This is a genomic window from Carboxydothermus islandicus (assembly GCF_001950325.1).
GTDB classification, from domain to species: domain Bacteria; phylum Bacillota; class Z-2901; order Carboxydothermales; family Carboxydothermaceae; genus Carboxydothermus; species Carboxydothermus islandicus.
Genome location: NZ_BDJL01000030.1, coordinates 49525 through 71346 on the forward strand (window position 1 = coordinate 49525; position 21822 = coordinate 71346).

Annotated in this window: 24 protein-coding genes; 2 read left to right on the forward strand and 22 right to left on the reverse strand. The window is 40.0% G+C overall.

Annotated features, from left to right (window positions below; all coding sequences use genetic code 11):
* Nucleotides 1-11 precede the first annotated feature (11 nt).
* From coaBC to ciss_RS05035, 9 genes are all read right to left on the reverse strand, one after another.
* Nucleotides 12-1211: a bifunctional phosphopantothenoylcysteine decarboxylase/phosphopantothenate--cysteine ligase CoaBC gene (coaBC, locus tag ciss_RS04995; protein WP_077177450.1), complete on the reverse strand. Its 1200-nt coding sequence runs from the start codon at nucleotides 1209-1211 to the stop codon at nucleotides 12-14.
* Nucleotides 1212-1224: 13 nt separating this feature from the next.
* Complete coding sequence (gene rpoZ / locus ciss_RS05000; protein ID WP_075865198.1) at nucleotides 1225-1434, reverse strand: DNA-directed RNA polymerase subunit omega; 210 nt, start codon at nucleotides 1432-1434, stop codon at nucleotides 1225-1227.
* Nucleotides 1431-2045, reverse strand: coding sequence for a guanylate kinase (gene gmk, locus ciss_RS05005; protein ID WP_075865199.1), 615 nt, complete (start codon nucleotides 2043-2045; stop codon nucleotides 1431-1433). Before gmk ends, rpoZ begins: the two co-directional genes overlap by 4 nt.
* Nucleotides 2046-2061: 16 nt before the next feature.
* On the reverse strand, nucleotides 2062-2325 hold the full coding sequence (gene remA, locus ciss_RS05010) for an extracellular matrix/biofilm regulator RemA (protein WP_075865200.1): 264 nt from the start codon (nucleotides 2323-2325) through the stop codon (nucleotides 2062-2064).
* Nucleotides 2326-2338: 13 nt separating this feature from the next.
* Nucleotides 2339-3205, reverse strand: a complete 867-nt coding sequence (locus ciss_RS05015; RefSeq protein ID WP_075865201.1) for a YicC/YloC family endoribonuclease — start codon at nucleotides 3203-3205, stop codon at nucleotides 2339-2341.
* A gap of 13 nt (nucleotides 3206-3218) precedes the next feature.
* Nucleotides 3219-4397: a pyridoxal phosphate-dependent aminotransferase gene (locus ciss_RS05020; RefSeq protein WP_075865202.1), complete on the reverse strand. Its 1179-nt coding sequence runs from the start codon at nucleotides 4395-4397 to the stop codon at nucleotides 3219-3221.
* Between the two features lie 68 nt (nucleotides 4398-4465).
* Nucleotides 4466-5638, reverse strand: coding sequence for an LL-diaminopimelate aminotransferase (locus ciss_RS05025; protein WP_075865203.1), 1173 nt, complete (start codon nucleotides 5636-5638; stop codon nucleotides 4466-4468).
* A gap of 31 nt (nucleotides 5639-5669) precedes the next feature.
* Nucleotides 5670-6497: a diaminopimelate epimerase gene (dapF, locus tag ciss_RS05030; RefSeq protein ID WP_075865204.1), complete on the reverse strand. Its 828-nt coding sequence runs from the start codon at nucleotides 6495-6497 to the stop codon at nucleotides 5670-5672.
* 121 nt (nucleotides 6498-6618) lie between these two features.
* Nucleotides 6619-6828 carry an SSO2105 N-terminal domain-containing protein gene (locus ciss_RS05035; protein ID WP_235837247.1) on the reverse strand — a complete coding sequence of 70 codons (210 nt, stop codon included), beginning with the start codon at nucleotides 6826-6828 and terminating at the stop codon, nucleotides 6619-6621.
* 206 nt (nucleotides 6829-7034) lie between these two features.
* Between ciss_RS05035 and ciss_RS05040 the strand changes: the two genes are divergently transcribed.
* Nucleotides 7035-8786, forward strand: coding sequence for an Rqc2 family fibronectin-binding protein (locus ciss_RS05040; protein WP_075865205.1), 1752 nt, complete (start codon nucleotides 7035-7037; stop codon nucleotides 8784-8786).
* Here the strand turns inward: ciss_RS05040 and pyrE are convergent.
* The 9 genes from pyrE to pyrR form a co-directional block, all read right to left on the reverse strand.
* The gene (gene pyrE / locus ciss_RS05045; RefSeq protein ID WP_075865206.1) at nucleotides 8717-9283 is read right to left on the reverse strand and encodes an orotate phosphoribosyltransferase; all 567 of its coding nucleotides are present in this window, start codon (nucleotides 9281-9283) and stop codon (nucleotides 8717-8719) included. The two genes, ciss_RS05040 and pyrE, sit on opposite strands and share 70 nt — an antisense overlap.
* A complete protein-coding gene (pyrF, locus tag ciss_RS05050; RefSeq protein WP_075865207.1) occupies nucleotides 9270-9992 on the reverse strand; it encodes an orotidine-5'-phosphate decarboxylase in 723 nt (240 codons plus the stop codon). The genes pyrE and pyrF overlap by 14 nt, the downstream gene beginning before the upstream one ends.
* Nucleotides 9985-10908 carry a dihydroorotate dehydrogenase gene (locus ciss_RS05055; RefSeq protein ID WP_075865208.1) on the reverse strand — a complete coding sequence of 308 codons (924 nt, stop codon included), beginning with the start codon at nucleotides 10906-10908 and terminating at the stop codon, nucleotides 9985-9987. The genes pyrF and ciss_RS05055 overlap by 8 nt, the downstream gene beginning before the upstream one ends.
* Nucleotides 10905-11672 (reverse strand): dihydroorotate dehydrogenase electron transfer subunit, encoded by a 768-nt coding sequence (locus ciss_RS05060; RefSeq protein ID WP_075865209.1) that lies wholly within the window; start codon nucleotides 11670-11672, stop codon nucleotides 10905-10907. The genes ciss_RS05055 and ciss_RS05060 overlap by 4 nt, the downstream gene beginning before the upstream one ends.
* Nucleotides 11673-11683: 11 nt before the next feature.
* A complete protein-coding gene (carB, locus tag ciss_RS05065; RefSeq protein ID WP_075865210.1) occupies nucleotides 11684-14878 on the reverse strand; it encodes a carbamoyl-phosphate synthase large subunit in 3195 nt (1064 codons plus the stop codon).
* Nucleotides 14871-15959 carry a glutamine-hydrolyzing carbamoyl-phosphate synthase small subunit gene (gene carA, locus ciss_RS05070; protein ID WP_075865211.1) on the reverse strand — a complete coding sequence of 363 codons (1089 nt, stop codon included), beginning with the start codon at nucleotides 15957-15959 and terminating at the stop codon, nucleotides 14871-14873. Before carA ends, carB begins: the two co-directional genes overlap by 8 nt.
* Before the next feature lies 1 nt (nucleotide 15960).
* The gene (locus ciss_RS05075) at nucleotides 15961-17247 is read right to left on the reverse strand and encodes a dihydroorotase (protein WP_077177461.1); all 1287 of its coding nucleotides are present in this window, start codon (nucleotides 17245-17247) and stop codon (nucleotides 15961-15963) included.
* Nucleotides 17237-18172: an aspartate carbamoyltransferase catalytic subunit gene (locus ciss_RS05080; protein WP_075865213.1), complete on the reverse strand. Its 936-nt coding sequence runs from the start codon at nucleotides 18170-18172 to the stop codon at nucleotides 17237-17239. Before ciss_RS05080 ends, ciss_RS05075 begins: the two co-directional genes overlap by 11 nt.
* A 102-nt stretch (nucleotides 18173-18274) precedes the next feature.
* Nucleotides 18275-18826 (reverse strand): bifunctional pyr operon transcriptional regulator/uracil phosphoribosyltransferase PyrR, encoded by a 552-nt coding sequence (gene pyrR, locus ciss_RS05085; protein WP_075865214.1) that lies wholly within the window; start codon nucleotides 18824-18826, stop codon nucleotides 18275-18277.
* 206 nt (nucleotides 18827-19032) lie between these two features.
* Between pyrR and ciss_RS05090 the strand changes: the two genes are divergently transcribed.
* Entirely contained in the window at nucleotides 19033-19494 is a 462-nt protein-coding gene (locus ciss_RS05090; RefSeq protein WP_075865215.1) for a bifunctional nuclease family protein, read from the forward strand.
* On the opposite strand, the gene ciss_RS05095 is transcribed toward ciss_RS05090, so the two are convergent.
* From ciss_RS05095 to ciss_RS05110, 4 genes are read right to left on the reverse strand one after another with little or no spacing between them, the layout of a single operon-like run.
* Complete coding sequence (locus tag ciss_RS05095) at nucleotides 19491-20408, reverse strand: RluA family pseudouridine synthase (RefSeq protein WP_075865216.1); 918 nt, start codon at nucleotides 20406-20408, stop codon at nucleotides 19491-19493. The two genes, ciss_RS05090 and ciss_RS05095, sit on opposite strands and share 4 nt — an antisense overlap.
* A gap of 8 nt (nucleotides 20409-20416) precedes the next feature.
* Nucleotides 20417-20851: a signal peptidase II gene (gene lspA / locus ciss_RS05100; protein ID WP_075865217.1), complete on the reverse strand. Its 435-nt coding sequence runs from the start codon at nucleotides 20849-20851 to the stop codon at nucleotides 20417-20419.
* 17 nt (nucleotides 20852-20868) lie between these two features.
* A complete protein-coding gene (locus ciss_RS05105; protein ID WP_075865218.1) occupies nucleotides 20869-21510 on the reverse strand; it encodes a yteA family sporulation protein in 642 nt (213 codons plus the stop codon).
* A 23-nt stretch (nucleotides 21511-21533) separates the two neighbouring features.
* Entirely contained in the window at nucleotides 21534-21815 is a 282-nt protein-coding gene (locus ciss_RS05110) for a DUF5665 domain-containing protein (protein ID WP_075865219.1), read from the reverse strand.
* Between the last annotated feature and the right edge of the window lie 7 nt (nucleotides 21816-21822).

Below are 21822 nucleotides of genomic sequence, written 5' to 3' on the forward strand. Positions count from 1 at the left end.
ACGAAAAAGGCCTAACCTTTTTCGTTTTGTTTATTTAAGTACTTTTCCCCTATTAACCGGGCAAGTTTTTGGGCAACAACTTTCTTGGTCGCCCGGGGAATAAAGATTTTTTCACCATCCTTGGTGAAAACTTCTACTTCATTTTCTTCCGATTCAAATCCTATATCCGGTCTGGAAACATCATTAGCTACAATCATATCAAGATTTTTTTCTAAAAGTTTTTTAGCTGCATAATTTTCCAGATCATGGGTTTGGGCAGCAAAACCAACCAGAAACTGTTCTACCTTTCGCTCCCCCAAGCTTTTTAAAATATCTTTGGTTTTAATTAAATCAACGGTAAGGGAATTTTTTTTCGGCAGTTTTTGTTGAAATTTTTCTTTAGGCGTAAAATCGGCTACCGCAGCCGCTTTAACTACAATCTGGACCTTTTCAAACAACTCATCAATTTTTTGGGCCATTTCCTCGGTAGTTTCAACGGAGATGAAGTTAACACCCGGAGGCGGGGTTAAACTTACCGGACCAGAAACTAAATATACCTCAGCCCCCAAATTTCTAAAAGCTTCCGCCAAAGCAAACCCCATTTTCCCGGAACTTTTATTAGTAATAAACCTGACCGGATCAATATACTCCCGGGTAGGTCCTGCCGTTACTAGAACTTTTATCCCTTTTAATATTTTCTCCTGTAATAACTTTTCAACCTCAGCTACAATTTCCGGAATATCGGGAAGCCGACCAGGTCCCACATGACCGCAGGCAAGACTGCCGGAATCTGGTTCTAAAATATTAAAACCATGAGCAACTAATCGTTTAAGGTTTTCCTGTACAATGCTGTTTTGATACATACGGGTATTCATTGCCGGGCAAATTAAAACAGGACAGTTTTTAGCGGCAACAATGGTAGTAAGCAAATCATCGGCAATACCATGAGCTATTTTTCCAATAATGTTAGCGGTTGCCGGAGCAATTAAAATTAAGTCCGCTTCATCGGTAAGGGTTATATGCAAAATAGGATCCGCTTCGGTAAAAACTTCCTTTAATACCTTATTACCGGTAACCGTAGTTAGTGATAGGGAAGAAACAAAGTTTTCCGCCCCGGAAGTTAATACGGGAAAAACCTGGTACCCTTTTTTGGTTAACTCCCGGGCCAATTCCACTGTTTTGTAGGCTGCAATTCCGCCGGAAATTCCCAGGATTATTTTTCCCTTTGACACCAAAATGGCCTCCTTACTTATTTTGGGGCGATTTAAGCCGCTGGTAGGTGATTAAATCGTTGCCGATTTCGTGTAAAGCAATAGTCACCGGTTTATTGGAAATATGTTTTAATTTACTTGGTTCTCCAGCGGTAATTTGCCTGGCCCTTTTGGCTGTTGCAACCACCAACGTATACCGGCTATCCGCTTTTTGCATTAAAATATCTAAAGACGGCTGGTTCATCTTATTAAAACACCTCCTTCAAGTAAAACCCGGTAATTTACTCTTTTGGGTTTTAATTTTTCCGCAGTTAATACCGCTTCTAAATCGTTCACCGCTGTTTCAAGATCATCATTTAATATTAAGTAATCATACCAGTCACAGTTAGCAATTTCCTCCCAGGCCATTTGCATTCTTTTAACAATAATTTCCTCTCTTTCGGTACCTCTTTTCCGTAACCTTTCCTCCAGTATAGAAATGGAAGGTGGTAAAATAAAAACAAAAACTCCCTCCGGGTAAGTTTTCTTTACTTGCCGGGCTCCTTTTATATCGATTTCTAAGATGACATCTTGTCCCCGCGCCAAAGCTTCAAATACAGGCTTTTTCGGTGTTCCATAATAATTTCCATAAACATCGGCCCACTCGAGAAATTCATCGTTGGCAATCATTTTTTCAAATTGTTGTCGATCTATAAAATAATAATGGACCCCGTCAATTTCTCCGACTCTTTTTTCACGGGTTGTTGCCGAAATAGAATAAAAGAGGTTTGGATTTCTTTTCCGAATTTCCTGGCAAATGGTACCTTTCCCTGCCCCCGAAGGTCCCGAAACGACCACCAGCATTCCTTTATGCATAACTTCTCCTTCTCTTTTAAAAATTTTCCTCTTGGTTTTCTTTCGTATTAAGGCGATGAGCAACCGTTTCCGGCTGAACCGCGGATAAGATAACATGTTCACTATCCATAATTATCACCGCCCGGGTTCTTCTACCATATGTAGCATCTATTAACATTCCTTTATCCCTTGCCTCGGAAATAATCCTTTTAATTGGAGCGGATTCCGGGCTGACAATAGAAATAATGCGATTCGCCGAAACAATATTACCAAACCCAATGTTAATAAACTTTATTTCCACCAAATTCCCTCCTTTACTCTATATTTTGAACTTGTTCTCTGATTTTTTCAAGTTCACTTTTTAAATTTACCACTTTTGTAGAAATAAAAAGGTCATTGGCTTTCGCACCAATAGTATTTGTTTCTCTAAACATCTCCTGCACAATAAAATCTAACTTTTTACCGATAGGTCCAGAATCATGGATAACCTCTAAAAAAGCAGCAATATGGCTTTTTAACCTGGTAATCTCTTCATCAATACTTACTTTATCGGCATATAAAAGTACTTCCTGCAAGATCCTTTCCTCGGGTATACCTAAATTTCCCAAATCTTTTAAACGGTTTAAAAGTTTTTCCCGGTATTCTTTTGGAATTTCCGGCGCCCGACTTTCTATTTCCGTTACCAGGTTTTTAATCACGGTTACTTTCTGGCTAATATCATCTTGCAGACGCTTGCCTTCATCCCAGCGCATAGCAATAAATTTCCCCAGAGCTTCATTTAAAGGAACTAAAAAGTAATTCCAGAGCTGCTCTTCATCAAATTGCGGTTCGGCTATTTTAAAAATATCCGGTAGCAGTAAAAGGTCTTCAATCTCAATATCCGCCTTAATCCCCAGAGTTTCACCTATTTTTTGCAATTCTTTGTAATATTCATAGACTAAATTTTCATCAATTTTAACATTTTTGCTTAATGCTTCCTCTACGGTAACGTAAAGGTCAATCTTACCCCGATGAACCTTACTTTGCACAACTTTTTTTATCTTTTCTTCGAGAAAAAAATAACGGCGGGGTAGTTTAACATTTATTTCCAGATATTTATGATTTACTCCTTTTAGCTCAATTAAAATTCTTCCGAACTCTGAAAGGCTTTCAGCCCGTCCATATCCGGTCATACTGTGCATTTTTCTACAACCCCTACTCCAAATTTTTTAAAAAGGTCTCTAAACGATTTAAGCCCTCTTTTAAATCAGCTAAGCTCAAAGCGTACGATAGGCGAATAAAGCGATCATCTCCAAAAGCAATTCCAGGAACCATTGCTACTAAGTAGTACTCTAACATAATTTCCGCAAAATCGGTACTGGTATTTATTATTTTCCCTGAATGTTTTTTCCCAAAACAGGTATCAATCCGCGGAAAAACATAAAAAGCTCCTGCAGGTTCAATTACCTTTAACTTTAATTCCTGAAGTCTACTTACCACAAAATCCCTGCGTTTTTTAAATTCCTGCACCATCTTTTCAACGCTATTATCTTCAATGGTTAAAGCAGCTAAAGCCCCCCATTGAGCAAAGGAAGTTGGATTTGAAGTCTGGTGGCTTTGGAGATCAATAAGTTTGGCGGCGTACTGTCTAGATGCAGCCACATACCCTAAGCGCCACCCGGTCATACTGTGGCTTTTCGAAAAACCGTTGACAATGAAAGTTTTTTCCTTCAGTTCGGGGTTGGCAGCTACAAAACTAATTGGCTTTTCGGAAAAATATATCCGTTCGTAAATTTCATCAGCAATAATCAAAATTTCTCTGTCTTTTAGCAACCGTCCGAGGCTTTTAAGTTCATCAAAACTGTATACTACCCCCGTAGGATTAGAAGGAGAATTAATAATTATTGCTTTAGTCCGCTTGTTAAGGTAATTTATTAGTTTATCCGGTGCCAGCTTAAAATTTTCCTCGGTAGGTACCAAAATTGGTACTCCACCGGCCAGTTTGACCTGCTCTACATAGCTTACCCAGTAAGGGACCGGAATAATAACTTCATCACCAGGATTTAAAATTACTTGAAAAATATTATACAATCCGTGCTTTGCACCACAGGTAACCACTACTTCCTGGTCTTCATAATTTACACCGGTTCTTTGGGTTAAATATTCGGCTATTTTTTTTCTTAATTCCGGAATGCCACCGACCGGCGTGTATTTTGTTTTCCCCAGCCGTAAAGCATTAATTGCTGCCTCTTTAATGTATTCGGGTGTATCAAAATCCGGCTCACCCACCCCGAAATTTATAACCTTTTTCCCCTGGTTAATTAATTCTTTCGCTTTTTTATCAATGGCTAAAGTAGGCGATTCACCAATTTGTAAAGCCCGTTCTGAAAACACATTTCTTCCCCCCAAGTCAATTTCATGAAAAAAGTCCAATCCCTCAAAATCGAGGGATGGACGCATTGTTAAAACTCAACCTTCCCCAGGTGTTGCTCAATTCTTTGCAAAGCTTCTTTTAATCTGGAAGTTGGTATAGTTAAAGAAATTCGGAAATAACCTTCACCGTTTGTTCCATAGCCATTTCCTGGAGTTATGACAACCCCAGCTTTTTCAATCAAATATTCCGCAAAACTCGCCGATGTAAATCCTTTGGGAACCGGAGCCCAAATATAAAAAGTCCCTTTGGGTTTACTTAAATTCCACCCTAATTTATTTAAAGTTTCAATTACCAAATCTCGTCTTTGGGCATAAAGGTCACATAATTCCTTTACCACATCCTGCGGCCCTTCTAAAGCTTTGATTCCCGCATACTGGATAGCTTGAAATACTCCGGAATCAATATTTGACTTTAATCGTCCCAAAGCATCTATTGCTTTTGCATTTCCTACAGCCCAGCCAATCCGCCAACCGGTCATGTTGTAAGTCTTCGATAAAGAATGAAACTCTATACCAACATCCTTTGCTCCCTTTACTTCTAAAAAGCTCGGAGCAATATACCCATCAAAGGTAATTTCTGAATAAGCAGCATCATGACAGACCAAAATTTCATATTTTTTGGCAAAATGAACCACTTTTTCAAAAAATCCCAGGTCAGCTACTGCACCGGTAGGATTGTTGGGGTAATTGATAAACATCAATTTAGCCTTCCGGGCAACCTCTTCGGGAATACTGTCAAGGTCCGGTAAAAACCCATTTTCAGGCTTTAAGGGCATTTTATATGCAGCACCACCAGCTAATATCGTACCACCCTCATACACCGGGTATCCCGGGTCCGGAACCAGAACTAAATCTCCGGGATCAACATAACACCAGGAAATGTGCGCTATTCCTTCTTTTGACCCCAGGAGGGAAACTACTTCTGTCTTTGGGTCTAATTGAACCCCAAATCTCCGTGCATACCAGGCAGCAACCGCTTGCCGGTAAGAAAGCATTCCAACTGATGAAGGATATTGATGGTTTTCTGGATTCTGGGCTGCCAGGTAAAGCTCCTCAATAATGTGCTTTGGAGTAGGGGTATCCGGATCACCAATCCCAAGGCTTATTACATCAACCCCCGCCTCTTTTTTTTCAGCAATTAATCTTTCAATCCGCGCAAACAAATATGGAGGTAAATTTCTAACCCTTGTAGCTTCTAACATTAGCCATCCCCTTTCCCATTTTTGATGTTTATTAAATTAATATATATTCTCCTTTAAATACTATCTCCGCAGGACCGGTCATATAAACACTTTCCCCGAACTTCCAAGTAATATACAAGCTTCCACCTGGTAAAACAACTTCAACATCTTCCTGCAAATGGCCAAGAATACGTCCGGCCACCACCACCGCCGAAGCACCGGTACCGCAGGCAAGGGTTGCACCGGCCCCTCTTTCCCAAACCAACACTTTTACTTTTTTCGGACTTAAAATTTCTACGAATTCTACATTTGTTTTCCGAGGAAATAGCGGATGGGTTTCAATTAAAGGACCATATTTTTCTAATTCAATTTTAGCTAAAGAATCAACAAAGATTACCGCATGGGGGTTACCCATAGATACCGCTGTGAAAAAGAATTTTTGACCTGATACTTCAAGGGGAATATTAACCGGTTCTTCCTCCACCGCTACGGGAATCTCCTGCGGTTTTAATATTGGCCGGCCCATATCAACCCGTACCATATTGTTCTCTAATACTTCTGGTTTAATAATACCAGCCAAAGTTTCCACCTCTAATTGCTTCTTGGCCGGATTATATTTTTCAACATAATAGCGAGCCACACACCGAATCGCATTTCCGCACATTTCCGCTTCGCTACCGTCGGAGTTAATTATCCTCATCTTAAAATCCGCTTTCTCGGACGGAAGTAACAAAACTAAACCGTCCGCTCCAATACCAAATCGTCGATCACAAATTTTTTTAGCTAAGTCGGAAAGATTTTTATTTACTAAGTTCTGGTTTTTTATTTCATCTACAACTACAAAATCATTACCTAAACCGTGCATTTTTAAAAACTCCATTGTAAACCTGGTATCCCAAACTGTACAAAACTGTACAGTTTGAGGCTGGGCTATTTGTAATCCGCCCTTTCAGAGAATGCCAACTCCCAGCAGGCGGTATTCAGGCACTCCCATAGTCCCATCACCAAGCTATGGAACTTACCGTAGCTTTCAGCCATAGGTTAAACATTTGTTGCAGTTCTTTCTTGAGTTCTTTTCGGGTTTTTCCTTCAAGCAGACGGTTATAAGCACATCTCTTGCAGGAGTTCCATTTTCGCATCAGGTTGTCTAAACATTCTTTTTCTTCTTTCTTTGGGAATAACCTTGCCTGAATCGTAATGATTTGTTTCAAAGTTTTCACAACCTTACGATTTTGTACAATTACTTTAATCTGTATATTTTTTTGTATTGTTTAGCGTAACTGTTGTTGCCTCTAAAAAATCCATTTTTTTTATAATAAATTTTTTTGTATTTATTCGTCAACCTCACTATTTCAAGAAAAACTGTATACTTGCCAAGGAAAAAAAATATCGTTACGATAGGAGGGGAGGTATTGCCATGAACTATCTTTTAGTAAAAGCAGTAACTGAAGAATTAACACAAAAAATAATTGGTCATCGTGTGGACAGGATATTACCCACCGACAATCTTTCAATTTTAATAAATTTCTTTCATCCGAAAGACAAAGAAAAATTTTTGTATCTTTCCGCTGATAATAATTTAGCTGCAATTTTCTTAACCAACTCTTTTTCATTTTCGTCTAAATTTACTACTCCCTTTTTGAGTAGTTGTCAAAACTTTCTTTTAGGAAAAAGGCTTTCTAACATTAGTCTTGAATCCTGGGAGCGGAATGTTTGTTTGGAATTTTTCGATCCCAAAACCAATGATAAAGTATATTTATTTGTTGAAATCATGGGCAAACACAGTAATATTTTACTGGTAAACCAAGATTTTATAATTATTGACGGAATAAAACGATACGGTGAAAATCAAAGCCGATATCGGGAAGTTTTGCCCGGTAAACCCTATATCCCCCCTCCACAACCCGATACTTTGCTTATTCATCAATTATCACTCGAAAAATTCAAAACACTTTTTCTGCAAAACCCAAATTTAACCTTAGGAGAAATTTTCAAAAAAAATATTGTTGGCCTTGGTAGCTTATTGTTAAACGAAATCCTTTACCTTATCAACCTAAATATTAACACCCTTGGAAGAGAATTAAGCACAAAACAAATTGAAGATTTATATTTTACTCTGGTATCATTAACAAAAAAAGAATTAAAGCCTGTTTTATACTACAAAGAGGGAACCCCATATTATCCGGCTCCCTTTGAGTTTGCTTCCTTAGAAAACTTAGAAAAAAAACCCGGAACAGCCAACGAAGTATGTGAAGAATATTATTTATATTTCCGTGAACTACGAGAAATAGAAAGCCTGAAAAATTCCCTGAGTGCCAAAGTTTCTAAAAAAATCAAAAACCTCCAGGAACGCATTAATGAATTAAATGCCAAGTTAAAAGAATACAGAAAAGCCGAACAGTTTAAGAATTTTGGTGATTTATTACTAACATACAAACAGCAGGTTGTTAAAGGAAGTTCAAAAGTCAAACTTACAAACTGGGACGGTCAGGAAGTTGAAATTCTATTAGATCCAGGAAAATCTCCCGTGGAAAATGCTGAAATGTATTACAAAAAGTACCATAAAGCAAAAAACGGGCTCATCTCAGCCCAAAATCAATTAAACCTCGCCCAGGAAGAATTAAATTACTATAAAACTATTCAATTTCAAATCGATGATGCCCAAAACTTAGAAGTATTAGAAGACATCAAGCAAGAGCTCGGTTTGGATGAAAATGTTAAAGTAAAAAAAACCAAAAATAATAAGCTGGACATTTTAACCTTTACTACCTCAACGGGTTTAAAAGTTTATGTAGGAAAAAGTAACCGGCAAAACGATTATTTAACTTTTAAAATAGCCAAAGAGAACGATATTTGGCTTCATGCTAAAAATATTCCGGGAGCGCATGTTATATTAAAAACTGCTGGCGAGCCGGATCACCAGTCGTTGCTGGAAGCTGCCATAATCGCAGCCACTTTTAGCCGCGCTCGCTACGGCAAAAAAATTCCGGTAGATTATACTTTGCGTAAACATGTCCAAAAACCAGCCGGAGCAAAACCGGGATTTGTAACATACCGTCAGGAAAAAACAATTTACGTTGACCCGGATCTATCACTACTTCATTTGCGACTTCCAGGCTTAACCACGGGAATTCCCTCAGCACAAAGAGGGCAGTTTTCCGGCGAATAAGTTTCTACATTTACTTTTAATAACGGGTAAAAAGGAACGCCAAAATCTACCTTGCCGCCGCTGCGGTCTACCAGGGAAGCTACCGCTACCACTTCACCACCCATGCTCTGCACTAAATCCATTACTTCCCTGGTGGATCCGCCGGTAGTAACCACATCTTCAACGACTAAAACTTTGTCATCAGGTTTTAACGTAAAACCTCGCCGAAGCCGCATTTGGCCCTCTTCCCTTTCGGCAAAAAAAGCTTTTACTTTTAACGCTCTGGCCATTTCGTAAGCTAAAATAATGCCCCCAATTGCCGGGCCGATTACAAGATTAGCTTCTATTTTATCAGCTCTAAGCTTTTGAGCAAGGGTTTCACATAGCATCTCAGCAATTTCCGGCTCGGCAGTTAATAATGCACACTGGAAGTATTTATTGCTGTGCAATCCTGATGACAATTTAAAATGCCCTTCTAAAAGCGCTTTCTTTTCTAAAAATAACTTATAAAGATCCATGCCAAACACCTTCCATCTCTTCCAAATATTTTTGGGCAGCCAATTTTCGGTTAGACGCAGCAGTAATTGGCCTTCCCACCACCAAGTAATCTGCCCCCAGTTCCAGAGCTTTTTTCGGCGTTAATACTCGCTTCTGGTCAAAATTAGCATCTTCAAACCGGCGAATTCCAGGGGTCACGGTGATAAATTCCGGACCGCAAATTTTTTTTATTAAAGAAACCTCCTGCGCCGACGCAACTACTCCGTCTAAACCTGCTTCTTTAGTTTCTTTAGCTAAAATTGCTACCAATTGGGTAAGTTCGATTTTAAAGCCAATTTGCTCCAACGTTTCCTGGTCCATGCTGGTAAGAACCGTTACCCCAAGAATTATTGGGGCTTTGCCTTTTCTTTTTAATGCCTCATCCTTTACCAGATATGCTGCTCTTAACATTTCTTTTCCACCCAGAGCATGGATGTTAACCATATCAATTTCCAAGTCTATTAAGTTTTTTAACGCTCTTCCTACGGTATTGGGAATGTCATGAAGTTTTAAATCCAAAAATACTTTCAGCCCCAAATTTTTTAGGTCAGATATTAATTTAGGCCCCTCCCGGTAAAATAACTCCATCCCAACCTTAAAAAAGGAAACCACATCCTTTAACTCTTCAACTATATCCATTGCTTTTTCCTTATCCGGAACATCTAACGCCACAATTAGTTTTTCAGACATTTTCTTCCCTCCGATGCGCAAGTCCAGTTAACTTAGCAATACCTTCAATATTTTCCTCCCGTAAATACTCTCCCAGTTCCCTTATAAGCCGCGGCATAAACCCCGGCTCGACAAAATTTTGGCTGCCGACCTGAATAGCCGTCGCTCCGGCCAGGAAAAATTCCAGGGCAGCCTCTTTGCTGTCTATTCCTCCCACCCCGATAAGGGGAATGGAAACCGCTTTAAAACAATCATATACCATCTTCACCGCCATAGGACGAATAGCAGGGCCCGAAACCCCCCCGTGTTTATTCCCCAAAACTGGTTTTTTGCTTTTAACATCAATTACCATACCGGAAAAAGTATTAATCAGGGTTAAAGCATCAGCTCCTGCATTTTCCGCAGCTTTAGCGTAAACGGTTATATCTGTAACATTGGGAGTTAGTTTTACTATTAAAGTTTTGCTGTATATTTTTCTAACGGAAGACACAATTTGTTTTAAAGCTTCCAAATCGGTCCCAAAAGCAATGCCACCCTTACTGACATTGGGACAGGACACATTTAATTCTAACGCTTTTATTTCGTCAAACCTTTGAGCTTCCCGAGCTAAATATTCAAACTCTTCAACACTCTCCCCGGCAATATTTAAAATTAAAATATCATTTAAGTCCTTTATTTGCGGCAAGATTTTTTCCCGAAAATAATCCCACCCGGGATTAGCCAGTCCAATCGAATTAATCATTCCGCAGGATACTTCATAAACCCGCGGCGGTCTGTTGCCCAACCGGGGATTTTTGGTAATAGTTTTTACCACTAACGCTCCTAAGTTTTTTAAGTCAAAAATATCTTTAAATTCTAAGCCAAAACCAAAGGTCCCCGAGGCTGGCATCACCGGATTTTTTAAAGTAAGCTCGTCAATTTTAACTTCTAAGTTCATAAAACCACTTCCTTAAAGTTAAATACAGGACCGTCTTTACATACTTTTTTATATTCAATTTCATTGTTGGAGAAAACTTTAACAACACATCCAAGACAAGCTCCAAAGCCACACGCCATATAGCTTTCCAGCGAAACTTCTACTAACCCTGAAAAGTTTTGCAAATACGGCTTTGCTGCTTGTAACATGACATTAGGACCGCAAAGGTAAATCTGGTCATAACTATTAATATCTTTGGCTTTAAGCCCGTCCAATACTAAACCTTTTTTTCCCGGTCCGGGAATTTCCGAGTATACCTCAATATTCTTAAAATTTTTGGTAATTTCCGGAATAAACATTGCTTCGTTTTTAACACCGTAAATAATACTTATTTCTCCACCTTTTTTAATAATTTCCCTGGCTAAAAAGTTTAACGGAGCAATCCCTATGCCCCCGGCAACCAGCAGGCTTTTACCGGGCATTACCGTAAAACCCCGCCCCAAAGGAAGCAGCATACTTATTTCCTGTCCGGGATGTATTTCCCGTAAAGCTCCTGTTCCCTTGCCCACCAATTTAATGTAAAAAGTAACCAAACCAGTCTTCAAATCCACATCGGCAAAGCTAAAGGGGCGACGCAAAAACACCCCTTTAGCTTCAATTTTCAACATGGCAAAACTTCCCGGAATAATTTCGGGCAAGATTTCCTCCGGTACGGAAATTTGCAGCTTATAGATTTCTTTTGTAAGAGGGATATTTTCCACCACTAAACCTTTTAGATCCTGCATAAACTCTCTCCTTAATGATAATCTTGAAGGGCATAAACTTTAATTTCTTCTTCTTTGTTGATTAAATACTCCAGCATATTGGCCATCGCCCGGGCCGTATCTAAGGATGTAAGACACGGAACACCCAGCTCAACAGCAGTACGGCGAATTCTAAAGCCTTCCTTTTCCGGCTGACTTCCAGAGGTAAGCGTGTTGATCACCAATTGAATTTGGTCATCCCGCAGTAAGTCAAGAATATTATACGTTCCCTCCGAAAGTTTTTTCACTTTAACCACATCTAACCCTTTGCTTGTCAGGAAGTTTGCCGTTCCTTCGGTGGCAAAAATTCTAAACCCTAAATCGGCAAATTTTTTAATGATAGAATATGCTTCTTCCTTATCCCGGTCGGCAATTGTAGCAAGGACGGTTCCTTTTAATGGAACTTTAATTCCCGAAGCAATCAAAGCTTTATACAATGCTTCGGGAAAAGTTTGGGCAACTCCCATGACCTCTCCCGTCGATTTCATTTCCGGTCCTAAACTTACATCTAAGTTGGTAAGCTTGGCAAAGGAAAATACCGGAGCTTTTACACCCCATAAATTTCTCGTGGGTAAAATTCCTCCCTGATAACCAACTTCTCGTAAGGTTTTCCCTAAGGATAACAGGGTAGCAATTTTAACCATGGGAACTCCGGTTATTTTACTCAAAAACGGTATCGTTCTACTTGCCCGGGGATTAACCTCAAGAACATATAGTTCGTTTTCGTAAACCACATACTGAATATTTAAAAGTCCTTTAATACCCAAGCCCAAAGCAATTTTACAGGTATACTCGTAAATTTTATCGATCATCTCGGCATCCAAATGTAATGTTGGATAAACAGCTATACTATCTCCGGAATGAACTCCCGCCCGTTCAATATGCTCCATAATCCCCGGTATAAACACTTCTTTCCCATCCGCTAACGCGTCCACTTCTATTTCCAGTCCTTCCAAGTAACGGTCAATTAAAACCGGATGCTCAGGAGAAATTTGGGTTGCCCACTTCATGTAATTTTTTAGTTCCTCTTCATTATAAACTATTTCCATGGCCCGGCCACCCAAAACGTAAGATGGGCGAACCACCACCGGATATCCAATTTCTTTAGCCGTTTGTACGGCTTCCGAAATAGCAAAAACACCTTTACCGGCAGGTCGTTTTAACCCCAAGGAGTTTAAAAAAGCGTCGAATTTTTGCCGGTCTTCGGCCGTATCAATAGCCTCTACACCGCTGCCAAACAGTTTGATCCCTGCCTGAGCAAGGGGTTTAGCTAAATTTATGGCAGTCTGTCCTCCAAACTGTACAACTACTCCTTCCGGTTTTTCATGATCAATGATATTTTTGACATCCTCAAAGGTTAAGGGATCAAAATAAAGGCGATCGGAAGTGTCAAAATCGGTACTGACCGTTTCGGGGTTGTTATTAATAATTACTGCTTTGTACCCTTCCTCTCTTAAGGTCCAGACCGCATGTACCGAACAGTAGTCAAACTCAATACCCTGTCCTATCCTAATAGGTCCGGAACCCAATACAAGAGCTTTTTTGCCTGAAGTTTCCTTGGCTTCATTTTCCTTTTCGTAGGTTGAATAAAAGTACGGAGTTTTGGCTTCAAATTCCCCGGCACAGGTGTCAACCATTTTATAAACCGGTTTTACCCCGTATTTTTCTCTTAAATTTCGAACTTCCCCTTCCGTTAAGCCTTTAAGTGCCGCAATTTCCCTATCGGAGAAATTCATTTTCTTTGCTTCTAATAAAAGTTCTGCTGTTAGGTCTTCGCGGGCGATTTTTTGCTCAAAACGTACAATATTTTCAATCTTTTTTAAGAAAAACTGGTCAATCCCCGTAATTTCCGAAAGCTTTTCAAGGCTATAACCCTGAATTATCGCTTCCCGCAGGTAAAAAAGCCGTTCATCATCGGGGTATTTTAACTTTTCCTCAAGCCTTGTAAGGTCTAAACCTTTCTTGGAAAGGCCATAAACTCCAATTTCCAGGGAACGTAATGCTTTGTTCAATGCCCCTTCAAAAGTTCGATCTATGGCCATTACCTCTCCCGTGGCTTTCATCTGGGTACCGATTCTTTTATCCATCGTCCGAAACTTATCAAAGGGCCAGCGGGGAATCTTTACCACCACGTAATCCAAAGCCGGTTCAAAAGCTGCTGTGGTTTTACCGGTTACCGCATTAGGTATTTCCGGTAAAGTTAAACCCACCGCAATTTTTGCAGCAACTTTAGCAATAGGGTAGCCGGTAGCTTTTGACGCCAGGGCACTGGAACGGGAAACCCGCGGGTTTACTTCAATAACATAGTATTTAAAACTTTTGGGATCTAAAGCAAATTGAACATTACAGCCCCCTTCTATCTTAAGAGCCCGAATTATTTTTAACGCAGCATTGCGCAAAAGCTGGTACTCTTTATCGGATAAAGTCTGGGAAGGAGCTACCACTATTGAATCGCCGGTATGCACGCCTACCGGATCGATATTTTCCATGTTACAAACTATAATGGCATTATCCATCGCATCTCTTATAACTTCGTATTCAATTTCCTTCCAGCCAGCAACACTTTTTTCTACCAAAACCTGTTGAATTAAACTTTGCTTAAGACCTCTCTGGCAAATTTCCTTAAACTCTTCATCATTATGGGCAATTCCGCCACCGGAACCTCCCAAAGTATAGGCAGGACGAATTATTACCGGATAGCCAATACTGCGCGCAAACTTAAGGCCATCCTCAACATTGGTTACAATGGTACTTTCCGGTACCGGTTCGCCAATGGCGAGCATGGTTTCCTTAAATAACTCCCGGTCTTCAGCTTTTTTGATAGCATCTAAGGGCGTTCCGAGGATCTGAACGCTCTCCCTTTGCAAAATTCCTCGCTCAAACAATTCTACCGTTAAGTTTAAACCGGCCTGCCCTCCTAAAGTAGCAACTATTCCCTGCGGCTTTTCTTGAATTATTACTTTTTCTAAAAATTCAACAGTTAATGGTTCAATATAGACCCTATCGGCAATATTAGCATCGGTCATAATTGTTGCCGGATTACTATTGACCAGCACCACTTCATATCCTTCTTCTTTTAAAGCTCTGCAGGCCTGGGTGCCAGCATAATCAAATTCCGCCGCTTGTCCAATGACAATTGGTCCTGAACCAATTACCATAACTTTTTGAATATCTGTTCTTTTAGGCATAGCCGTCCCCCTTGTCAATCATTTCTAAAAACAAATCAAAAATAAAGTCTGCATCATTGGGCCCCGGTGCCGCCTCCGGATGAAACTGTACCGAAAGAATTTTATCATGTCTACTTCGCAGGCCTTCAATGGTATTATCATTTAAATTGCGAAACCAGATTTCAAGCCCTGTTCCAACTAAGCTTTCTTCCCGCACAGCAAAACCGTGGTTATGAGAAGTTATGAAAACTCTTTTACTTTCCGTTTCGATTACCGGGTGGTTGCTACCTCTGTGGCCAAATTTTAGTTTGTAGGTTTGAGCCCCATGGGCCAAAGCTAAAAGTTGATGCCCAAGACATATTCCTAAAATGGGAAGCTTGCCGATTAATTGCCTGATGATAAAAATACTTTCCTGTAAATCCGCCGGATCACCAGGACCGTTAGAAAGTACTACCCCCTGGGGACCTAAGGCTAATATTTGTTCGGCAGGCATCAGGGGAGGTACAACATAAACCTCTGCTCCCCTTTTTAACAAAGAGTGTAAAATACTATTTTTGGCCCCGTAGTCCACCAGTACCACCCGCGGTTTTTGTCCCGGATAATAAAGGACTTCACTTCCCGCTACCTGGTAGGCAAGTTTTTGTCCGGAAATATCCGGGAGCAGCTTAACTTTTTCCTGATATTCCGTCCTTTTTTCGGGAAAAGCGGAAATGATTCCTTTCATAACTCCGTACAAGCGTAATTTCTTGGTAATTTCCCGGGTATCGACCCCCGCTAAAGTAACAATTTTTTCCTCATTAAGAAAGTGTTCTAATCGTTCTTTTTGACGCCAGTTACTGGGAAAATCACACAATTCCCGGACCACCAGCCCGCGTACAAAGCTTTTTTCCCGTTCCTTATCTTCGGGTATAAAACCGTAATTACCGATTAATGGATAAGTCATGACAACTATTTGTCCGGCATAGGAAGGATCGGTTAATATTTCCTGATAGCCGGTCATTCCCGTATTAAAAACTACTTCCCCAAAATTTTCCCCAGCATACCCGTAAATTTCTCCTTCATAGCAAGATCCGTCTTCTAAAATCAGTATCCCTTTTGGCAAGCTACTGCACTCCTTTCAATAGTCGCTGATAGGCCACTATACCCTGATAAATGGTCATTACTGGCCAACCGGTTAATGTTTTCCCGAGAAAAGGATTATTTTTTGACTTTCCAACCAGCAACTCTTCGCTTACCTTTAAGGTAAGTTTTGGATCTATTATTGTTAAATTTGCATAATTTCCCTTTTTTATATCTCCCTGCTTTGGCAGCTGCAAAATTTTTGCTGGATTAACCGTCATTTTTAAAAGGAGCTTTTCTAACGTAATCTTTTTCGTCAGCACCAGTTCGGTATAAAGCACCGGAAAAGCCGTTTCTAATCCTTCCATCCCAAAAGGTGCATCGTTAAACTCCACATTTTTTTCATAGGAAGCATGGGGAGCATGATCAGTAGCTATAACATCTATTACCCCTTCTAACAAACCTTTAAGTAAAGCTTTCTGCTCTTCTGCCTCGCGCAGAGGAGGATTTACTTTTAAATTAGTATCGTACCCGGCTAAAGCTTCATCGGTCAAAACTAAATGATAGGGTGTAACCTCAGCCGTTACTTTGAGGCCAAGTTTTTTCGCGGCCGCAACCAGCCGCACCCCTTCAGCGGTACTTAAATGGGCAACATGAAGTTTTGCTCCAGTTATTTTGGCAATTTCAATGTCCCGGTATATTGCTACATTTTCCGCAGCTTTGGGTATTCCCCTTAACCCCAGTACGGTTGACCAGTAACCTTCATTTATAACTCCCCGGTTGGCAATTGTCGGTTCTTCGGCATGAGTAATTACCAAGAGGTCGAGGGCAGCAGCATATTCCATTGCATGTCTGAATACAGCACCATTGGCAACCCAGTTCCCATCATCGGTAATGGCTACAACACCAGCTTCTTTTAATTCATGCAGTTTACTGAGCTCCTTCCCCGCTCTACCTTTTGTAATACATCCCGAAAAAAGGATATTTAAGGGGATATTTTTACTCTTCTCCTTCCAGTAATAAACTACCGTCGCGTTGTCCGGTGGCGGGTCGGTATTGGGCATCATTAAAACACCGGTAAACCCCCCGGCTAAAGCAGCTTTACTTCCGGAATGAATGTCTTCCTTGTGGGTATATCCTGGATCCCGGAAATGAACGTGCATATCAATTAATCCGGGAATTAAAAATTTTTCTTCAATGTCAATTACCTCGACATCATTGCGGTTGATTTCAGGGGAGATTTCCGCTATGATACCTTTGTCTATCAAGACATCCATTTTGCTTATTTTCCCGTCTTCAACCATTACCACATTACCGTTTTTAATCAACATTCCCACTTTCGTTCCCTCCGGCTAATAAATATAAAACCGCCATTCTAACCGCTACCCCATTGGTAACCTGTTCATTTACCACCGCATTAGGGCCATCGGCAACATAATCGTCAATTTCTACACCACGGTTCATCGGCCCCGGGTGAAGAATAAGCAATTTTTTACCTTTTAATTTTTCAAGCTTTTCCTGAGTTAAACCATACCAGTCGCGATATTCATCTAAGGTCGTTAAATATCCTGCATCCTGCCTTTCTCTTTGTATTCGTAACACATTGACAACGTCAGCCCACTCCAGAGTTCGCTGAAGATTTATTTCTACTTTTACCCCAAATTTTTCGATTTCCACCGGTATTAAAGAAGGAGGACCGCAAACGGTTACTTCTGCCCCCAATTTTATTAATCCCCAAATATTAGAGCGGGCCACCCGGCTGTGGTAAATATCACCAATTATTGCCACTTTTAAACCTTCAATTTTATCAAGCTTTTGCTTTATGGTAAATAAATCTAACAAGGCCTGGGTTGGATGCTCGTGAAACCCATCCCCGGCGTTAATAACCGACATTTTTGTATTTAAAGAAATAAACTTGGGAACTCCCGACTGCTGGTGACGTACGGCTATTATTTCAACACCCATTGCTTCCAAAGTCCGGATGGTGTCAATGAGCGATTCCCCTTTTTGCACACTGGAACTGCCAACGTTAATACTTAGTGTGTCAGCGCTTAAAAATTTGGCCGCCAACTCAAAGGAACTTCTGGTACGGGTTGAAGGTTCGTAAAAAAGGGTTGCAACCGTTTTCCCCCTTAATGTTGGAACTTTCTTTATATCCCGCATTATTATGTCACGCATCGGGCGGGCAATATCTAAGATAGTATTAATTTCTTCTTTACTTAATTCTTGAAGACCAAGCAAGTGCTTCCGTTTCATTTTATTACCTCCCTATAAAAAAACTCCCGGAGGCCTCCGGGAGTTAACAAAACCCGTCAACCCCTTTTAGGCCTCTCAGGACCTATTTAAAAGGGTCGCCATTTATTCGTCTTCTTTTTCCATTATATAAACCGCTTCATCCCCATCGATTTCAGCTAAATGCACATGAATTACTTCCTTTTTGGATGTTGGAACATTTTTACCTACATAATCGGCCCGAACCGGAATTTCCCGGTGACCCCGGTCGATTAAAACCGCCAGCTGCACTAACATGGGCCGCCCTAAATCCATTAAGGCATCTAATGCTGCCCTCACGGTACGACCGGTATACAAAACATCATCCACCAAAACAAGCTTTTTCCCCGTTACCGGAAAATTAATTTCCGTTTGGTGTACCACCGGCTGATGGCTTAACGACGAAAGGTCATCCCGATAAAGGGTAATATCCAGGATCCCCACAGGGACCTCTACCCCCTCAAACTGCTTAATTTCCTCCGCTATCCTCCGGGCAATAGGCACGCCTCTTCTTCTTATTCCAATTAAGCCTAAATTTTCTACACCATTGTTTTTCTCCACAATCTCGTGGGCAATACGCCGTATAGCCCTCCTAATCCCGTCTTCATCCATAATTTTAGCTTTAGTCTTTAAACCCATTTATACCCCTCCATATAAATTTAAAACCTGCACACGTGAGGCGTGTGCAGGTTTAGTATTGCCTTATTAAACCCTTACTAGCCTCACAGGACCAGTTTAAAGGTCATTCAGTTATACTAAGAGTAACAACTTTTTTTTTCTTTGTCAAGAAGGAAATTATCTCACAAAAGGCGAAAATAAATGTTTTAAAGAAGGAGGTACCAATCATGAAAAAAGTAGCGTTCCAAACAATAGTCTTTGATAGCGATATGAATCCGGTTGTCTTACTTGTTGATGAAAACCAGGAATTTGTCCTTCCTTTATTTTTTACTCCCAAAGAATTGGAACCCATTCTTTTTTCTTTGGAAAACTTTATTCCTGAACAGCCGGAAACTTATAATCTTCTTTTAGAAATTATCAAAACAAATAATTTAAAAGTTAAGGAGTTAACTATTACCGACATCTTCGCCGATAGAGTATTTTCTGTCTTAGCTTTAAAAAAAGGTCGGAAAGAACAGTTTTATAACTGCCGTATTAATGACGGGTTAGCTCTCGCAATATATTTCAAAGCTCCCATTTACATTACCGAAAAAGTAGAATTATCCACCTATCCTGTAACTAATTTACCCGATGACCTGGAAAAAGAGCTCCAGCCGTTAATAGAGGAATGGAAAAAATCTCTTAATTAACCTCTTAATTTGGCAAGCACCTTTTGAAAGTCTTCGGGCAATGGAGCAGTAAACTCAAGTAATTCTCCAGAACGGGGATGAATAAAAGATAGCTTTATAGCGTGAAGCATTTGTCTTTTAACCCCCAAAGGATTATTCTGTGGTCCGTATTTTAGATCTCCCAAAACCGGATGACCCAAGTAACTAAAATGAACCCGAATTTGATGGGTACGTCCCGTTAAAAGTTTAGCCTGAATTAAGGTAAATCCCCCATTAAACTCTTCTAAAACCTTATATACCGTCTGAGCCGGTTTTCCACTAGAAACTACCGCCATCTTCTGGCGATCTTTAGGATTTCGTCCAATAGGAAGGTCGATAATTCCTTCTTTATTCTTCAAATAACCATGGACAATTGTCCAGTATTCCCGAACAGCGTTTTTCGCTTTAATTTGTTCTGCTAAAGACTGATGGGCCAGATCATTTTTTGCCACCACCAGCAAACCCGAAGTATCTTTGTCCAAACGGTGAACAATACCCGGTCGCAGCACTCCGCCAATGCCCGATAAATTTTGACAATGATATAAAAGGGCATTCACCAATGTTCCGTCCCAATTTCCCTCGGCCGGGTGTACCACCATCCCTGCTTTTTTATTTACCACGACCAAATCCTCATCTTCATAAACAATGTCTAACGGAATTTCTTCGGGTTTAACTGAAAGTTCTCGGGGAGGAGGAATTAAGACGGATATAATTTCTCCTCCCCTTACTTTATAACTTGCCTTGCGACATAATCCATTAACCGTAACTTTTCCTTCTTCAATTAACTTCTTAATAAAACTTCGAGATAATTCCAATTCTTCCTGTTCAGCTAAAAACTTATCCAATCGTAAATCGCTGTACTCTGGATTTACCATTACTTTTATTTCTGTATCCATTCTTTTTACTACTCCTTTTTCAGCAAAAACTGATAAGTAAAAAGCAAAAGTCCAACGGTAATAAAACTATCGGCCAAATTAAATACAGGCCAGAAGTGAAAATCCAAAAAGTCCGTCACCTGTCCCTGCGTGAGGCGGTCGTAAAAATTTCCTAAGGCTCCTCCGAAAATAAGGGCTAATGATGTTAAAAGAAAACGATTTCTATTACCGGTAGTTACCAAATAAATTAAGATTCCGCTTAAAACAAAAATGGTTATTAATATAAATATTCCCCGTTGATTGGGTAACAAACTAAAGGCTGCCCCCGGATTTTTTACATGGGTAATGCTAAAGAAGGAGAGTATTTTAACCGATTGACCCAGGGCAAAATTTTTTATAATAAAATATTTTGACAATTGGTCCAATAAAAAAAAGACAAAAGAAAGCAGTAAAAAATACCCCACCTTTGTCAACCCCACTTTTAACGGTGTTGTGGTCTACTTTCATCATCTACCCCTTTAAAGTTTTGATATATAATTCCATCATCGCCAATTACATAGGGAATAGAATCCACCTCATCGGTACTGCTGTTTTCTTCTTCGGGCGGTAAATCTTCATAAAAAATATTTTCCCGGGTATTAAAATTGGCCACCGCCTGCCAGGAATCTTCCCCATCAAAAAGTATTTGGGAAGTATTATCAAGATTAATTTTCTCCATGAAAGGTGAAAGCACTTGTTCTTCTACCGGTCTTATAGAAGGTACAGTTCTTTCTTCCACTCGTCTTTGGCAGGTAAGACAACGAATTGCTACAGGATTGGCTAAAAGCCTTTCAACGGGAATTTTCTGTCCGCAATCTATACAGAAACCATATTTCCCTTGATTTATCAAGGCTATAGCTTCGTCAATTTGCCTTAGCTTTAATTTTAGATTATCAATGAGAGCCAGGTCTTTGCTTCGTTCAAAACTTTCACTACCTAAATCACCGGGATGATTATCGTAAAAGGAAAGTTCCTGGGTCGTTTCAAAAAAAGGGTTTTCTTTATCCTTCTTTAACTCCTGAAGTCTTTTCTCGTACTCCTCTTTTTGCTTTAAAAGCATTTTCTTAACTATTGCAATATCCATAGAAACTAACTCCTTTTTTGCGTTTAATACCCAAGTCTTAAATTAACTAACTGAATGATTTTAGCGATAAAATCACTGATAACCGGTAACTTCAAAACCAGTAAGTGCTTTAAAAGGTAAATTAAAACTACACTTACCACAGAAAATCCAATAGCAGCCCCAATCCCCCGCCCAATTCCCAAAAGAAAATTTAAAAAAATAAGTCTACCGGGATTTTCTAACATTTCAACATATTCCTTGATTTTTACCTGTTCTAACTTCACTACCAATTTCTCAGCAGCTTCGGCTATATTATCCCGCTCCACCTTTACC

Bases quoted from the DNA above. Each gene is read 5' to 3' on its own strand.
- rpoZ (WP_075865198.1), bottom strand. From the start codon at position 1,434: ATGAACCAGCCGTCTTTAGATATTTTAATGCAAAAAGCGGATAGCCGG.
- gmk (WP_075865199.1), bottom strand. From the start codon at position 2,045: ATGCATAAAGGAATGCTGGTGGTCGTTTCGGGACCTTCGGGGGCAGGG.
- ciss_RS05015 (WP_075865201.1), bottom strand. From the start codon at position 3,205: ATGCACAGTATGACCGGATATGGACGGGCTGAAAGCCTTTCAGAGTTC.
- ciss_RS05025 (WP_075865203.1), bottom strand. From the start codon at position 5,638: ATGTTAGAAGCTACAAGGGTTAGAAATTTACCTCCATATTTGTTTGCG.
- dapF (WP_075865204.1), bottom strand. From the start codon at position 6,497: ATGGAGTTTTTAAAAATGCACGGTTTAGGTAATGATTTTGTAGTTGTA.
- ciss_RS05040 (WP_075865205.1), top strand. From the start codon at position 7,035: ATGAACTATCTTTTAGTAAAAGCAGTAACTGAAGAATTAACACAAAAA.
- pyrE (WP_075865206.1), bottom strand. From the start codon at position 9,283: ATGGATCTTTATAAGTTATTTTTAGAAAAGAAAGCGCTTTTAGAAGGG.
- pyrF (WP_075865207.1), bottom strand. From the start codon at position 9,992: ATGTCTGAAAAACTAATTGTGGCGTTAGATGTTCCGGATAAGGAAAAA.
- ciss_RS05055 (WP_075865208.1), bottom strand. From the start codon at position 10,908: ATGAACTTAGAAGTTAAAATTGACGAGCTTACTTTAAAAAATCCGGTG.
- ciss_RS05060 (WP_075865209.1), bottom strand. From the start codon at position 11,672: ATGCAGGATCTAAAAGGTTTAGTGGTGGAAAATATCCCTCTTACAAAA.
- carB (WP_075865210.1), bottom strand. From the start codon at position 14,878: ATGCCTAAAAGAACAGATATTCAAAAAGTTATGGTAATTGGTTCAGGA.
- ciss_RS05075 (WP_077177461.1), bottom strand. From the start codon at position 17,247: ATGTTGATTAAAAACGGTAATGTGGTAATGGTTGAAGACGGGAAAATA.
- ciss_RS05080 (WP_075865213.1), bottom strand. From the start codon at position 18,172: ATGAAACGGAAGCACTTGCTTGGTCTTCAAGAATTAAGTAAAGAAGAA.
- pyrR (WP_075865214.1), bottom strand. From the start codon at position 18,826: ATGGGTTTAAAGACTAAAGCTAAAATTATGGATGAAGACGGGATTAGG.
- ciss_RS05090 (WP_075865215.1), top strand. From the start codon at position 19,033: ATGAAAAAAGTAGCGTTCCAAACAATAGTCTTTGATAGCGATATGAAT.
- ciss_RS05095 (WP_075865216.1), bottom strand. From the start codon at position 20,408: ATGGATACAGAAATAAAAGTAATGGTAAATCCAGAGTACAGCGATTTA.
- ciss_RS05105 (WP_075865218.1), bottom strand. From the start codon at position 21,510: ATGGATATTGCAATAGTTAAGAAAATGCTTTTAAAGCAAAAAGAGGAG.